Source organism: Rhodococcus sp. IEGM 1305 (assembly GCF_030058635.1).
In the GTDB taxonomy this organism is placed as follows: Bacteria; Actinomycetota; Actinomycetes; order Mycobacteriales; family Mycobacteriaceae; genus Rhodococcus_F; species Rhodococcus_F opacus_D.
Map to the genome: position 1 here is coordinate 71,599 of NZ_JASHKX010000021.1, position 13,961 is coordinate 85,559.

Consider the following 13,961-nt stretch of genomic DNA (forward strand, 5'->3'; position numbering starts at 1 on the left):
GTCCGTGGACCGCATTCGCATCGCCTACGGAACCGAACCGCAGCAGTTCGGGCACTTCTACCCGCCCGAGGAGCCCGTGGCCGCCGCGGTCCCGGTGGTGATGGTCGTCCACGGCGGCTTCTGGAGCGGGAAGTACCACCTGAACCTGGGCACGAGCTTCGCGGTCGACCTCGCCCGCCACGGCGTCGCCGTCTGGAACATCGAATACCGCAGGCTCGGTGCGGGCGGCCGGTGGGACGAGATGTCCGCCGACGTTCTCGCCGCGCTCGAGGCGATCGCCGGTCCGGTCGCCGAGCAGTCGCCCGTCCCGTTCGACCTGTCGAAGGTCCGGGTCGTCGGCCACTCGGCCGGCGGACAGCTCGCGGTGTGGCTCGCCGGGGAGAAGCGGACGGCCGTCCGGCCGGAGCGGGTCGTCTCCCAGGCAGGCGCCCTCGACCTCGCGTCCGCGGGCGAGCGGGGCCGGCGGATCGGCTACATCGAGGATCTCCTGGGAGTCCCCTTCGACGAAGACCCCGACCGGTACCGCGCCGCGTCCCCACTGCACCGCATCCCCACCGGGGTGCCCGTGGTGTGCGTCCACGGCACGGAGGACGCGCAGGTTCCGGCGAAGGTGAGTGTGCGGTACAGCGAGGCCGCGCGGGCGGCCGGGGATCCGGTCGCGCTGCATGTCGTCGACGGCGAAGACCACTACGCCTTCCTGAATCCCGAGACCGACTGCTGGAAGATCTCGCGGGACGCCCTACTGTCCGACGCCGGCGAGTTCTGAACCGCGGTCGCCGGATTCGGGCGTCACCGGGCGTCCGGGCAGGACGAGGGCCACGATCGCGGCCCCGATTCCCTGGCCGTTCCCGTCCAGGAGTGCCGGGAGGTGCTCGGCGCGGGTGATCGATCGGTGACCGGTTCCGCATGCTGTGTGTCGTTCGCCCGCCGCGAACTCGACGAGCAGCGCATCCAGATCTCCTCGGGGTGGTGCGCAACCGGGACGTGCGGGTCGTCGAGCGGGTCAGCGTTCCCGGGTGTTCTCGTCGTACCTCTCGCGGAATCGACGACGATCACCCTGCTGGACCAGGCGAATTCCGGCGAAGTGCAGGATTCGGGGGCATCGTGCGCGGTCGCGTACCTCGCGGTGCTCGGGCCGACGGGGCCCGCGTCGTGGACGAGGCGCGGCACCGGTTGCGCGAGCATCAGGACGTCCCGAAGTGGTGACGGCGTCGCGTAATCGGGTGGGCGCCGTGACCTGCGAGCGATAGACTTCCCTCATCACGACGACCGTCGTGACCGCCCAGGAACCGGGAAGAAGGCCATATTCCTCACGTGAGCGAACAAGACCAGAACGGCGAGACGTTCGGCGCCACGCGTCCGGCGGAACGCACCGTGCGTTCGAGTATCGATCTCCCACCCGAAACGGTCCCGCCTCTCCTCGGTTCTTCCGACGAGAATCTGCGCGCTCTCGAACGGGTCCTGGACGCAGACATCCATGTACGCGGCAACGCCGTCACACTGACGGGACGGCCCGGCGACGTCGCGCTCGCCGAACGGGTCATCGCGGAACTGGGCTCCATCGTCGGTCGCGGGCAACCGCTGACCCCCGACGCGGTGCGTCGCACGGTCGGCATGCTCACGCAGGGGCTGAGCGAATCGCCCGCCGAGGTCCTGACCCTCGACATCCTGTCGCGGCGCGGCAAGACGATCCGGCCGAAGACGCTGAACCAGAAGCGCTACGTCGACGCGATCGACGCCAACACCATCGTGTTCGGCATCGGGCCCGCCGGTACCGGCAAGACCTACCTCGCCATGGCGAAGGCGGTGCAGGCCCTGCAGACCAAGCAGGTATCGCGGATCATCCTCACCCGCCCCGCGGTCGAGGCGGGGGAGCGGCTCGGGTTCCTGCCCGGCACGCTGCACGAGAAGATCGATCCGTACCTGCGCCCGCTGCACGACGCGCTCCACGACATGATGGACCCCGAGGCCATCCCGAAGCTGATGCAGTCGGGTGTCATCGAGGTGGCGCCGCTGGCGTACATGCGTGGCCGCACGCTCAACGACGCGTTCATCATCCTCGACGAGGCGCAGAACACCACCGCCGAGCAGATGAAGATGTTCCTCACCCGGCTGGGCTTCGGCTCCAAGGTCGTGGTCACCGGCGACGTCACGCAGGTGGACCTGCCGGGCGGTGCCCGGTCCGGGCTCCGCGCGGCCACCGAGATCCTCGGTGACATCGACGACATCTACTTCGCCGAACTCAACAGCAGCGACGTGGTCCGGCACCGGCTGGTGTCCGACATCGTCGACGCGTACGAGCGTTTCGAGGCGGACCGGGACGGCAAGGTCGAGCTCGGGAACCGCGCACAGCGGAGAGCGGCGCACTCGCGTTCTCCACGACGGTAGGGTGAGTGTCGCCGGAACCAGGAGGAAGCGACACACATGAGCATCGAAGTCTCGAACGAATCGGGCATGGACGTCTCCGAAGAGGAGCTGATCAGCGTTGCCCGCTTCGTGATCGCGAGGATGGACGTGCACCCCGCGGCCGAGTTGTCGATGGTCCTCGTGGACTCGGCCACCATGGCCGACCTCCACATGCGGTGGATGGACCTGCCCGGTCCCACCGACGTGATGTCGTTCCCGATGGACGAGCTCGAGCCCGGCGGTCGCCCGGACTCGCCCGAGCCCGGCCCGTCGATGCTCGGTGACATCGTGCTGTGCCCGTCCTTCGCCGCGGACCAGGCCGACAAGGCCGGTCACCCGCTCGCTCACGAACTCGCTCTGCTCACCGTGCACGGTGTGCTCCACCTCCTCGGCTACGACCACGCCGAACCGGAGGAGGAGAAGGAGATGTTCGGCCTGCAGAACCAGTTGCTCGAAGACTGGTACGAGGATCTTCGCAGGGCCGAACGCGACGCCGCACTCGCTGCCCGGGATCAGAAGCTGCTCGGCAAGGCCGGCTTCTTCGACTCACCGGACCAGTAACCGCCACGTGAAGGGTCTTCTGTGAGTAGCGCCATCGCGCTGATCGTCCTCGCGATCGTCCTCGTCCCGCTCGGTGGTGTCTTCGCCGCCGTCGATTCCGCACTCAACACGATCTCGTCCGCGCGCATCGAGGAGATGGCGAAGGAGGATCGCCCCGGAGCTACCCGCGTGCTCCGCATCCTGTCGGATCGCCCGCGTTACGTGAATCTCATGGTGCTGCTGCGCATCCTGTGCGAGATCACGGCCACGGTGGTGCTCGTCGGTGGCCTGTCCGATCTCCTCGAGCCCGTGTGGGCGCTCACGTTCACCGCGATCATCATGGTGCTCGTCGACTACGTGGTGATCGGGGTCGGCCCCCGGACGCTCGGTCGCCAGCACGCCTACTCGATCGCGTTGATCACGTCGTTTCCCCTGCAGGTCATCGGAACTCTGCTCGGTCCGATCAGCCGCCTCCTGATCCTGATCGGTAACGCGATCACCCCGGGTAAGGGATTTCGCAACGGCCCCTTCGCTTCCGAGATCGAACTGCGCGAACTCGTCGACATGGCGCAGGAGCGCGGCGTGGTGGCCGACGAGGAACGCCGGATGATCCAGTCGGTGTTCGAACTCGGCGACACGTCCGCCCGCGAGGTGATGGTGCCGCGCACCGAGATGGTGTGGATCGAGAGCGACAAGAGCGCCGGACAGGCGACGTCGCTGGCTGTCCGCAGCGGACATTCGCGGATCCCCGTGATCGGGGAGAACGTCGACGACGTGCTCGGTGTGGTGTACCTCAAGGATCTCGTGCAGGAGACGTACCACTCGCGCGACGGCGGACGCAGCGTCCGCGTCGCCGACGTGATGCGGCGCGCCGTGTTCGTGCCCGATTCCAAGCCCCTCGACAGCCTGCTCGCCGAGATGCAGCGCGACCGCAACCACATGGCCGTGCTGGTCGACGAATACGGCGGAATCGCCGGGCTCGTCACCATCGAGGACGTCATCGAGGAGATCGTCGGTGAGATCGCCGACGAGTACGACCAGGACGAGACACCGCCCGTCGAGGATCTCGGCGACGGCATGTACCGGGTCTCCGCGCGTCTGCCGATCGAGGATCTCGGCGAACTGTTCGGCATCGAGGTCGAGAACGACGAGGTCGAAACAGTCGGCGGGCTCATCGGTTACGAGCTCGGCAGGGTGCCGCTCCCGGGGTCGGAGGTCGTCTCGCACGGTCTCGTCCTGCGCGGCGAGGGCTCACCCGACGTGCGCGGGCGGGTGCGCATCAGCACGGTCTTCGTGCAACGCGCCCCCATCGACGAGGACGACAGTGGCGACGGCGACCGGGAGGACGGCGATGACTGAACTGGGCGACGAAGACGCCAAACTGGTCGTGCTCGCGCGAGGAGCGTTCGGCCGCACCGGAAGTGGTCAGGGCGCGGCCGTCCGCGATCTCGACGGCCGCACCTACTCGGCGGGCGCGGTCGCGCTGGCGGCGCTGTCGCTGACCGCGCTGCAGGCTGCTGTCGCGGCGGCGGTGTCGAGTGGCGCCGAGGGATTCGAGGCCGCAGTCGTGATCGGCGGCGACCCGGAAGACCCGGGCATCGCCGCCCTACACGAAGTCAGTGCGCAGGCGGCCGTCGTCTTCGCGCGAACCGATGGATCCGTGATCGAGGAGCAACATGAGTAAAACCGAATTCCGTTCCGGATTCGTCTGTTTCGTCGGACGGCCCAACACGGGCAAATCCACGCTGACCAACGCGCTGGTGGGCAGCAAGATCGCGATCACGTCCTCGCGTCCGCAGACCACCCGCCACACCATCCGCGGCATCGTGCACCGCGACCACGCGCAGCTGATCCTCGTCGACACCCCGGGGCTGCACCGCCCCCGGACGCTCCTCGGCCAGCGCCTCAACGACCTCGTGCGCGACACCTACTCCGAGGTCGACGTGATCTGCCTGTGCATCCCGGCGGACGAGAAGATCGGCCCCGGCGATCGGTGGATCGTGCAGCAGGTCCGTCAGATCGCGCCGAAGACCACGCTCATCGGCATCGTCACGAAGATCGACAAGGTCAGCAAGGACATGGTCGGGCAGCAGTTGCTGGCCGTGTCCAAGCTCCTCGGTCCCGAGGCGGATGTCGTGCCCGTCTCCGCCGCCTCCGGTGAGCAGGTAGAGGTGCTGGTCGACGTCCTCGCGTCGAAGATGGAGGAGGGCCCGGCGTTCTACCCGGACGGCGAGCTCACCGACGAACCCGAAGAGACGCTGATGGCGGAACTCATCCGCGAGGCCGCGCTCGAGGGGCTCGGCGACGAACTGCCGCACTCCCTGGCCGTGGTCATCGAGGAGATCATCCCCCGCGAGGGACGCACCGAGAAGCAGGGCGAACTGCTCGACGTCCACGCCCTGCTCTACGTCGAACGCCCGTCCCAGAAGGGCATCGTGATCGGCAAGGGCGGCGCCCGCCTCCGCGAGGTGGGGACCAAGGCGCGGCTGCAGATCGAGAAGCTGCTCGGCACCAAGATCTTCCTCGAACTGCACGTCAAGGTTGCCAAGGACTGGCAGCGCGACCCGAAACAGCTGGGCCGCCTGGGGTTCTAGGCGGCTGCGCCGCCCGTGCGCGGTTGACGAGCCCTGAGACTCGTCAACCACTCACGGGGCCGGCGGCCCTCAGAAGGAGGAGCACCGACGTCGCGAAGTCCTGATCGCCGTCGCTTCCGGTCGCGAGTCTCCTGAGCTGCAGGCCGGCGATGGTGGCGACGATGGTCGGGGCGACGGACGCCGCGTCCGGGACGCCGAGGGCGGTGAGGATCGTCACCGTCAAATCGTCGTACGCGGCGAAACATTCGGCGGCGGCCTGACGCAGCTCGTGGTCGCGTCCCGCCTGGATGTACAGCTCGAACGGGGCGATCCGCTCGGCGGAGAACGCCAGATCCTTCGCGACCTTCCCGGTGAGTGCCGCGGCGTCCTCGAGACTCAGCCCCTTGTCCCGGTATCCCTCCGCCAGCTCCGACAGCCGCTGCGTCTCCTCCGTCACGAACCCGGACAACGCGGCGCGCAACAGGTCCGTCTGCGTGGGGAAGTGGTACGTGATGGAGCCGAGCGACACCCCGGCCTGCGCGGCGATCCGCCGATTGGTCACGCCCGGAATGCCTTCCGTGCCGACGATGTGCAGCGCCGCCGCGAGGATGCGGTCACGAACGTCCGTCGAAGCCATCGGTCACCACCACTTCTCGGGACGTTCCAGGTCCCACCGCAACACCGACTCGAGCTGGGCCGCAACCGACACCAGCAGCGGCTCGGCATCGCCCGGTCCCATCAGCTGGGCTCCGGTCGGCAGGTTGCCGGACGTGAACCCGGCCGGGACGTTCACGGCGGGCCAGCCCAGCACGTTCCACGGCCACGCGTACGGGCAGACCGCGGTGATCACCTTGTCCGTGGCCCAGGAGCTGATGCCGTCGATCCCCTCGACCCTCGGTGGGGGAGTCGCGGTGGTCGGGGCGAGGACGAGGTCGTACTCGTCGAAGATCGCGCCGACTCGTCGCTGCATCCTCGGCTCGGCGGCACGGGCGGCGCGTAGCGGTGCCCCGCGCAACAGTCGTCCGGTCCGGGCGTTGCCCTTCGTGCGGGGGTCGACGAGTGACGGGTCCGGGACCTTCCGCACCCAGTCGTCGATGCCGACCATCGACCGCGGGAGGAAGCCGAGCCCGAACATGATCCCGTAGTCGGGGTCGTCCACCACGACGCGATGCCCGAGCCTGCGCAGCGCCTCGGCGATCCGTGCGACGCCCTGGCGGACCTCGGGATGCAGCGACGTGGGGGTCGCGGTGAACGGGATCCGCAGCGACAACGCGATGCGCAGCGGTCCGGGGTCGCGGCCGACCGCGTCGCTGACGGTGACCGGTGCGGGCGTGTGCAGGTCGCCCTCGTGCGGTCCCGATGCGACGTCGAGAAGCAGGGCCGCGTCGGCGACCGTCCGGGCCAGCGGGCCGTTGACGGTGAGGCCGTAGAACGCCTCGGCAGCAGGCCAGGTGGAAATACGGCCGCGTTGAGGCTTGATCCCGACGAGGTTGGTCCAGGCGGCGGGGATGCGGATGGACCCGGCGCCGTCCGAACCGATCGCCGCGGACACCACACCCGCGGACACGGCCGCCGCGGCGCCGCCGGACGACCCTCCGGGGGTGTGGTCACCGTTCCAGGGATTGCGGGTGTACCCGAAGGCGGGTCCGCCGGTGAGCGGCCACTGGCCCAGCTCGGGACTGTTGGTCTTGCCCACGACGACGGCGCCGGCGGCGCGCAGTCGTCGCACCAGCTCGGAGTCGCGCGCCGCGGGCGGGAAGTCGCCCGGGCACCCGAACGCGGTCGGCTCGCCGGCCACGTCGACGTCGTCTTTCACGGCGATCGGGACCCCGAGTAGCGGCAGGCGCTCACCGGCGGCGATCCGGCGGTCGGCCTCGGCGGCTTCGGCCAGTGCCGTGTTCCGGCGGATCACCTTGAACGCGTTGAGCGTCCGCTGGCTCGCGTCGATGCGGTCGAGGGCGGCGCGGGTGGCAGCGACCGACGTCGTGGCGCCGGAGGTCAGCGCCGTCACCTGCTCGACGAGTCCCGGGGCCCGATCCCCGTCGTCGTCGCGCTGCCGTCGATCGTCCAATTGTTCCGCGCTCATGTCGCCCCTCCCCGTGACTGTTCGTTCGAACGAACAGTATCAGCCGAGATGTCGCCGGACTAGCCCGCCGATCGCCTCGGCTGCCTCGCGGGCCTGCGATTCGGGAAGCCGGGCGTACCCGCACACCAGTCCCCGCGGTCCGTCCGGGATGGTGCGGTAGTCGGCGAGGCTCGGAACCGTCACACCGTGTTCCCGCAGCTCAGCCGACAGGGCGACGTCGTCGACGGAACCGGGCAGCGTCAGGACGACGTGGAGACCGGCCTCGATGCCGGCGAGCCCGGCACCGCCCGTGTGGACCGCAGACAGTTGCCGCTGCAGTGCCGTGACGAAGGCGGCCCGGCGGGCCGAGTAGGTGCGGGAGGCGCGGGCGAGGTGCCGTGACAGCGCACCCGAGTCGATGAAATGCGCCAGCGCGAGGGCGGTGATCGAGCAGCACGCCTCGCCGCTCGCGTCGAGGGCCCGGACGAGTCCCGGCCGCAGCGCCGGAGGGGCGATCACCCACGCCACCCGGATCGAGGGCGTGAGGATCTTCGACGCGGTGCCCACGTACGCCACGCATTCGGACCCGCGGTCGATGCTGCGCAGGGCGGGCAGCGCCGACACGTCGTAGCGGAACTCGCCGTCGTAGTCGTCCTCGATGATCACCGTTCCGGACGCCGCGGCGTCGGCCACGAGCCGAGCCCTGCGGCCCACCGGCATCCGGGCACCCATCGGATACTGATGGGCAGGCGTGCAGTACGCCGCGGCGTCGGACGCACGCAGCAGCGCGGGGTCGAGGCCGTCGCCGTCCACGGACACGCAGCGCGTCCGCACCCCCGAACCGTCGAGGACGGTGCGGGCCCGGCTGTAGCCGGGCTCCTCGAACACCACGTCCCGGCCGCCGAGTCCTGCTGCGGCGACGAGAGTGCGGAGCGCAGCGCCCACTCCGGGGACGATCACCAGTTCGTCGGGGCGCGCGGCGATCCCCCGGGTGCGGCGTAGATGCGCCGCGAGAGACCGTCGCAACTCCGGGTGCGCGCCGGGGCCCAGGACGTCCGACGTCACGGCCGCGGCGGCGGCCGACCGCCATGCCCGGCGCCAGTCGACGGTGGAGATCAGGGCAGGATCGGGGTGACCCGGAGTGAGATCCCACAGCGCCGCCGGCTTCTCGGGGGCAGCGAAGGAGGCCCGCTCCGAGGATCGGGTGATCGTGTGCGAGGCGACGTGCGCGCGGGCCGCCACGTCGGCGCCCGGTGCGATCCGCGTGCCGGAACCGGCGCGGGCGTTCGCGTATCCGGACGAGCAGAGTTCGTCGTAGGCGTCGACCACCGACGCCCGCGCGACCGTCAGGTGTTCGGCGAGCGCCCGCGTGGAGGGCAGGGGGTCGCCGGGCCGCAGGCGACCCACGCGGATCTCGTCGAGTATCGACTCCGCGATGCGGTGCCGAAGCGGCGCGTCGGTGTCGGGGAGCCGCAACGTCAGGTGCAGTTCGGGGCTGATCCGGGGCATGGTCCTGACAATACTGGTCTGCCGATAATGGGGATTGTGGATCTGGAGGGGTGATCCACATGGGGGTGAGGATGGTCTCGTGGACAAGATCATGAGATACCCGGACCGTGCCCGCACCGAACGACCGCAACTCGACGCCGTCCTCGACGCCGCGCCGATGGGCACCCTCGCCACCGTCGTCGACGGGCTGCCGTGGGCCGTGCCGATGCTCTACGCCCGCGACGGCGACAGGATCCTGCTGCACGGCTCCACCGGGGCCGGCGCGCTGCGGCAGGTGGCGGCGGGCGCACCGGCGGCGCTGTGCGTCGCGATGCTCGACGGAATCGTCGTCGCGGACACCCTGTTCGACTCGTCCGCCAACTACCGTTCGGCGGTGGTGCGGGGCAACCTCGTCACCCTCGGCGAAGACGAATCCGCCGACGCATTGAACGCGCTGTCGGACGTGCTGATCCCCGGCCGCAGCACGGAGGTCCGGGGGCACCGGCGCAAGGAACTCGCCGCGACACTGGCCCTCGCCCTCCCGATCACGCCGGGCCAGTGGACCGTCAAGGTGCGGGACGCACCACCGGGTGAACCCACCGAAACCAGCAGCGCCTGGGCCGGCGTGGTCCCCGTGCGGTCGGTCGCCGGTGCGCCCGTCCCGGCACCGTGGGTGGCGAGCGGCACACCCGTGCCCGCGTCCGTGTCGCGGCTGACCCGGACCGCGTAAGGAAAGCGTCAAGAGCCGTAGGAGCCCCGTAAGCGCTTCGTCAGCGCCGCCTCTGTCGCCGAGATCGCGCGTGATGCTGGCATGACACCCCACAACCGTGGGGTGTCATGCCTGCGCTGAACCGCAGGATCAGTACGAAGAGGGATCCTCACATGGCCGATGTGGCCTACGTCGCGCTCGTCCTCGGCGGATTCGCCTGTTGCGCGCTCGTTCTCCGTGCCCTGCAGACCGGACGCGTGAAATGACGGGCGCCGGAATACTCGCGGTCGCGCTCGTCGCGATCGCCGCCGCGCTCGTCGTGTACCTCCTGATCGCGCTCATCGACCCGGAGCGGTTCTGATGACGCCTGCCCTGGCGGCCGGACTGCAGGTCGCTTTCGTCCTCGCGGTACTCGCGGTCGCATACGTGCCGGTGGGCGACTACATGGCGCGAGTGTACGAATCACGCCGTCACCTTCGGGTCGAATCCGTGCTGTACCGCCTGTGCCGCATCAACCCCCACATCGAGCAGACCTGGTACGGCTACGCGGGCAGCGTGCTGGGATTCTCGGCGGCGAGTGTGCTGTTCCTCTACGCCCTGCAGCGCATCCAGGGAGTGCTGCCGCTGTCCGGGGACCTCTCCGGGGTCAGTCCCGCGGTGGCGTTCAACACGGCCGTGTCGTTCGTGACCAACACCAACTGGCAGTCGTATGCGCCTGAAACCACGATGAGCAACCTGACCCAGCCGGTCGGGCTCGCCGTGCAGAACTTCGTGTCCGCAGCGGTGGGCATGGCCGTCGCAGTGGCGCTGATCCGCGGGTTCGTCCGGGTGTCGCGCGGCGGTGAGATCGGCAATTTCTGGGTGGACCTCACCCGCGGCAGCCTGCGCATTCTGCTGCCGCTCTCCTTCGTGATCGCACTGATCCTGCTGAGCCAGGGCGTGATCCAGTCCTTCCACCCGGGCTTCGCGTCCACCGGTCTGGACGGCAACTCCGTCAGCAACGCGCTCGCACCCGTCGCCTCACAGGAAGCGATCAAGGAACTCGGCACCAACGGCGGCGGGATCCTCGCCGCCAACTCGGCGCATCCGTTCGAGAACCCGACGCCGGTCAGCAACATCGTCGAGATCCTCGCGATCCTGCTGATCCCGGTCTCCCTCACCCGCACGTTCGGCACCATGGTCGGCGATCCTCACGACCGAGCGAGCGAGGTGTCCGGGCACCGCCAGGGGCTGACCCTGCTCGCCGTGATGGGCATCCTGTGGGGATCGCTCCTCGCGGTCACGCTCGCGGCGGAGTCGGGTCGGCGCGGCGTCGCCGCCACCGCCGCGGGCGCGATGATGGAGGGCAAGGAGGTTCGTTTCGGAATTCCCGGTACGGCACTGTTCGCCGTGAGCACCACCGGAACGTCCACGGGCGCGGTGAATTCGGCGCACGACAGCCTGTCGCCACTCGGCGGCGGAGCCGTTCTGCTCAACATGCTGCTCGGTGAGATCGCGCCCGGCGGTGTCGGCACCGGGCTCTACGGAATCCTCGTCCTCGCCCTTATCGCCGTCTTCGTCGGCGGACTCCTCGTCGGCCGCACACCCGAATACCTGGGCAAGAAGCTGCGGCAGCGGGAGATCACGCTCGCCGCCCTGTCCGTGCTGGTGATGCCGGCGCTGGTCCTGATCGGCACCGGGATCACCGTGATCCTGTCCTCGACCACCGGCTACCAGGGCAACAGCGGCGACCCCGGAAGTCCCGGATCCATCCACGGGTTCTCGGAAGTGCTGTACGCGTTCGCGTCGGCCTCGAACAACAACGGCAGTGCGTTCGGCGGGCTGACGGTGACGAGCGACTGGTTCCAGACCGCTCTCGGCCTGTGCATGCTGTTCGGCCGGTTCCTGCCGATCATCTTCGTCCTCGCGCTCGCCGGATCCCTGGCGTCGCAGAAGAAGACCGCCGCGGGCGCCGGAACCCTGCCGACGGCGGGCCCGATGTTCACCGGGCTCCTCACCGGCACCGTCGTGCTCGTCGCGGCGTTGACATTCTTCCCGGCCCTCGCGCTGGGACCGATCGCGGAGGCTCTGCAATGAGTGTGAACGTGACCAGTCGTCCGGAAACCGGGGCGGCGACCATGACGCCCGAGGCCGGTCACGACCCGGCGCTCGTGAAGGCGGGAATCTTCAGCCCCGCTCAGCTGGTGACGGCGCTACCGGGCGCCCTGCGCAAACTCGACCCCCGGCACCTCGCCCGCAACCCGGTGATGTTCGTGGTGTTCGTCGGTTCCGTCGTCACCACCGTCATGGCCGTCGCCGACCCGTCGGTGTTCTCCTGGGCTGTCGTCGCCTGGTTGTGGTTCACCGTGTTGTTCGCGAATCTGGCCGAGTCGGTCGCGGAGGGGCGGGGCAAGGCGCAGGCGGCGAGCCTGCGGAAGGTGAAGCAGGACACGGTCGCCCACCGGATCACGGTGAGCGGCCGGGTGGAGTCGGTGGCGGGTACCGAACTCACCGTCGGCGACCGGGTCGTCGTCGAGGCGGGTGAGGTGATACCTGGCGACGGCGACGTCGTCGACGGCATCGCGACCGTGGACGAGTCGGCCATCACCGGCGAATCGGCGCCCGTCGTCCGCGAATCCGGCGGCGATCGGTGTGCCGTCACCGGTGGCACGACCGTGCTCTCCGACCGGATCGTCGTCCGCATCACCGCGGCCCCCGGACAGTCGTTCGTGGACCGGATGATCGCCCTCGTGGAGGGGGCGGCGCGGCAGAAGACGCCGAACGAGATCGCGCTGAACATCCTGCTGGCGTCGCTGACGATCATCTTCCTGCTGGCCGTCGTCGCGATCGGTCCGATGGGCCTGTACGCGGGCCAGGAGCAGGATCCGATCAAGCTGATCGCGCTGCTGGTGTGCCTGATCCCCACCACGATCGGGGCCCTGCTGTCGGCCATCGGCATCGCCGGGATGGACCGGCTGGTGCAGCGGAACGTCCTGGCGATGTCGGGGCGGGCGGTGGAGGCCGCCGGCGACATCGACACACTGCTGATGGACAAGACCGGCACCATCACGTTCGGTAACCGGCAGGCCACGGCCTTGCATCCCGCACCGGGGGTTTCCGCGATCGAGTTGGCCACGGCCGCACGGTTGTCCAGCCTCGCGGACGGCACCCCCGAGGGTCGCAGCATCGTGGACCTGTGCGCCCGCGACTTCGGGCTGGACCCGGCACCGTCCGAGGTGGAGAGAGCAGCGGAGTTCGTGCCGTTCACGGCGCAGACCCGGATGAGCGGACTCGACATCGACGGCGCCCGGATCCGCAAGGGCGCGAGCGACGCCGTGCTGACCTGGGTGCAGGCGCTCGGCGGGCACGCGGCGCCCGCGGTCGCCGACAGCGTGAACCAGATCGCGCAGTCCGGGGGGACGCCGTTGGTGGTCGCCACCGTTCGCGGAGACGCGGCGACCGTCCTCGGCGTGATCGCGCTGTCGGACGTGGTGAAGCCGGGCATCGCCGAGAGGTTCGCGGAACTGCGGGCCATGGGGATTCGCACGGTGATGATCACCGGCGACAACCCGTTGACGGCGAAGGCCATCGCGGCCGAGGCCGGAGTCGACGACTTCATGGCCGAGGCGACACCCGAGGACAAGCTCGCGCTGATCCGGAGGGAACAGGAGGGCGGCCGGCTCGTCGCGATGACCGGGGACGGCACCAACGACGCTCCGGCGCTGGCCCAGGCGGATGTCGGGGTGGCGATGAACACCGGCACGTCGGCGGCGAAGGAAGCCGGGAACATGGTGGATCTCGATTCGGATCCCACCAAGCTCATCGAGGTGGTCGAGATCGGCAAGCAACTACTCATCACGCGCGGTGCGCTCACCACGTTCTCGCTCGCCAACGACCTGGCCAAGTACTTCGCGATTCTCCCCGCCCTGTTCAGCGGCATCTATCCGCAGCTGGACACGCTGAACATCATGCGGCTGGCCACCCCGGAATCGGCCATCCTGTCGGCGGTGATCTTCAACGCCGTGGTGATCGTCGCGCTGATCCCGCTGTCGCTGAAAGGCGTTCGCTACCGTCCGGCGTCCGCGTCGACGCTGCTGGGCCGCAACCTGCTGATCTACGGCCTCGGCGGTGTGATCACACCGTTCGCCGGTATCTGGCTCATCGACCTCGTCGTTCGTCTCATTCCCGGAATTGGGTGATC

At 69.4% G+C, this 13,961-nt stretch carries 14 protein-coding genes; 11 read left to right on the forward strand and 3 right to left on the reverse strand.

Annotated features, from left to right (window positions below):
* The first annotated feature begins 4 nt into the window (after positions 1–4).
* From QM693_RS24870 to era, 7 genes are all read left to right on the forward strand, one after another.
* The gene (locus tag QM693_RS24870; RefSeq protein ID WP_280782441.1) at positions 5–766 is read left to right on the forward strand and encodes an alpha/beta hydrolase family protein; all 762 of its coding nucleotides are present in this window, start codon (positions 5–7) and stop codon (positions 764–766) included.
* 126 nt (positions 767–892) lie between these two features.
* On the forward strand, positions 893–1,219 hold the full coding sequence (locus tag QM693_RS24875) for a hypothetical protein (RefSeq protein WP_283333650.1): 327 nt from the start codon (positions 893–895) through the stop codon (positions 1,217–1,219).
* Between the two features lie 95 nt (positions 1,220–1,314).
* Positions 1,315–2,388 (forward strand): PhoH family protein, encoded by a 1,074-nt coding sequence (locus tag QM693_RS24880; protein WP_005247930.1) that lies wholly within the window; start codon positions 1,315–1,317, stop codon positions 2,386–2,388.
* A gap of 36 nt (positions 2,389–2,424) precedes the next feature.
* Positions 2,425–2,967, forward strand: a complete 543-nt coding sequence (ybeY, locus tag QM693_RS24885; RefSeq protein ID WP_054248715.1) for an rRNA maturation RNase YbeY — start codon at positions 2,425–2,427, stop codon at positions 2,965–2,967.
* Positions 2,968–2,988: 21 nt separating this feature from the next.
* Complete coding sequence (locus QM693_RS24890; protein WP_283353697.1) at positions 2,989–4,305, forward strand: hemolysin family protein; 1,317 nt, start codon at positions 2,989–2,991, stop codon at positions 4,303–4,305.
* Positions 4,298–4,630: a cytidine deaminase-like protein gene (locus QM693_RS24895; protein ID WP_105415158.1), complete on the forward strand. Its 333-nt coding sequence runs from the start codon at positions 4,298–4,300 to the stop codon at positions 4,628–4,630. Before QM693_RS24890 ends, QM693_RS24895 begins: the two co-directional genes overlap by 8 nt.
* A complete protein-coding gene (gene era, locus QM693_RS24900; RefSeq protein WP_011594322.1) occupies positions 4,623–5,540 on the forward strand; it encodes a GTPase Era in 918 nt (305 codons plus the stop codon). Before QM693_RS24895 ends, era begins: the two co-directional genes overlap by 8 nt.
* A 43-nt stretch (positions 5,541–5,583) precedes the next feature.
* Here era and QM693_RS24905 read toward each other — a convergent pair whose 3' ends face one another.
* From QM693_RS24905 to pdxR, 3 genes are read right to left on the reverse strand one after another with little or no spacing between them, the layout of a single operon-like run.
* On the reverse strand, positions 5,584–6,156 hold the full coding sequence (locus tag QM693_RS24905) for a TetR/AcrR family transcriptional regulator (RefSeq protein WP_061045285.1): 573 nt from the start codon (positions 6,154–6,156) through the stop codon (positions 5,584–5,586).
* Between the two features lie 3 nt (positions 6,157–6,159).
* On the reverse strand, positions 6,160–7,605 hold the full coding sequence (locus QM693_RS24910; protein WP_164060555.1) for an amidase: 1,446 nt from the start codon (positions 7,603–7,605) through the stop codon (positions 6,160–6,162).
* Positions 7,606–7,644: 39 nt separating this feature from the next.
* Complete coding sequence (gene pdxR / locus QM693_RS24915) at positions 7,645–9,093, reverse strand: MocR-like pyridoxine biosynthesis transcription factor PdxR (RefSeq protein WP_164060556.1); 1,449 nt, start codon at positions 9,091–9,093, stop codon at positions 7,645–7,647.
* Between the two features lie 79 nt (positions 9,094–9,172).
* Between pdxR and QM693_RS24920 the strand changes: the two genes are divergently transcribed.
* The 4 genes from QM693_RS24920 to kdpB all read left to right on the forward strand — a co-directional run bounded on the left by QM693_RS24920 (position 9,173) and on the right by kdpB (position 13,959).
* Positions 9,173–9,802 (forward strand): pyridoxamine 5'-phosphate oxidase family protein, encoded by a 630-nt coding sequence (locus QM693_RS24920; protein ID WP_164060557.1) that lies wholly within the window; start codon positions 9,173–9,175, stop codon positions 9,800–9,802.
* Positions 9,803–10,043: 241 nt separating this feature from the next.
* Positions 10,044–10,142, forward strand: coding sequence for a potassium-transporting ATPase subunit F (locus tag QM693_RS24925; protein ID WP_005561976.1), 99 nt, complete (start codon positions 10,044–10,046; stop codon positions 10,140–10,142).
* Positions 10,142–11,857 carry a potassium-transporting ATPase subunit KdpA gene (gene kdpA / locus QM693_RS24930; protein WP_283353698.1) on the forward strand — a complete coding sequence of 572 codons (1,716 nt, stop codon included), beginning with the start codon at positions 10,142–10,144 and terminating at the stop codon, positions 11,855–11,857. The genes QM693_RS24925 and kdpA overlap by 1 nt, the downstream gene beginning before the upstream one ends.
* Positions 11,854–13,959, forward strand: coding sequence for a potassium-transporting ATPase subunit KdpB (gene kdpB, locus QM693_RS24935; RefSeq protein WP_164060559.1), 2,106 nt, complete (start codon positions 11,854–11,856; stop codon positions 13,957–13,959). The genes kdpA and kdpB overlap by 4 nt, the downstream gene beginning before the upstream one ends.
* The last annotated feature ends 2 nt before the right edge of the window (positions 13,960–13,961 follow it).

What these genes read in the sequence shown, in the direction of transcription:
- kdpA (WP_283353698.1), top strand. Translation starts at nt 10,142, where the DNA reads ATGACGCCTGCCCTGGCGGCCGGACTGCAGGTCGCTTTCGTCCTCGCG.
- ybeY (WP_054248715.1), top strand. Translation starts at nt 2,425, where the DNA reads ATGAGCATCGAAGTCTCGAACGAATCGGGCATGGACGTCTCCGAAGAG.
- QM693_RS24905 (WP_061045285.1), bottom strand. Translation starts at nt 6,156, where the DNA reads ATGGCTTCGACGGACGTTCGTGACCGCATCCTCGCGGCGGCGCTGCAC.
- kdpB (WP_164060559.1), top strand. Translation starts at nt 11,854, where the DNA reads ATGAGTGTGAACGTGACCAGTCGTCCGGAAACCGGGGCGGCGACCATG.
- QM693_RS24910 (WP_164060555.1), bottom strand. Translation starts at nt 7,605, where the DNA reads ATGAGCGCGGAACAATTGGACGATCGACGGCAGCGCGACGACGACGGG.
- QM693_RS24925 (WP_005561976.1), top strand. Translation starts at nt 10,044, where the DNA reads ATGACGGGCGCCGGAATACTCGCGGTCGCGCTCGTCGCGATCGCCGCC.
- QM693_RS24895 (WP_105415158.1), top strand. Translation starts at nt 4,298, where the DNA reads ATGACTGAACTGGGCGACGAAGACGCCAAACTGGTCGTGCTCGCGCGA.
- pdxR (WP_164060556.1), bottom strand. Translation starts at nt 9,093, where the DNA reads ATGCCCCGGATCAGCCCCGAACTGCACCTGACGTTGCGGCTCCCCGAC.
- era (WP_011594322.1), top strand. Translation starts at nt 4,623, where the DNA reads ATGAGTAAAACCGAATTCCGTTCCGGATTCGTCTGTTTCGTCGGACGG.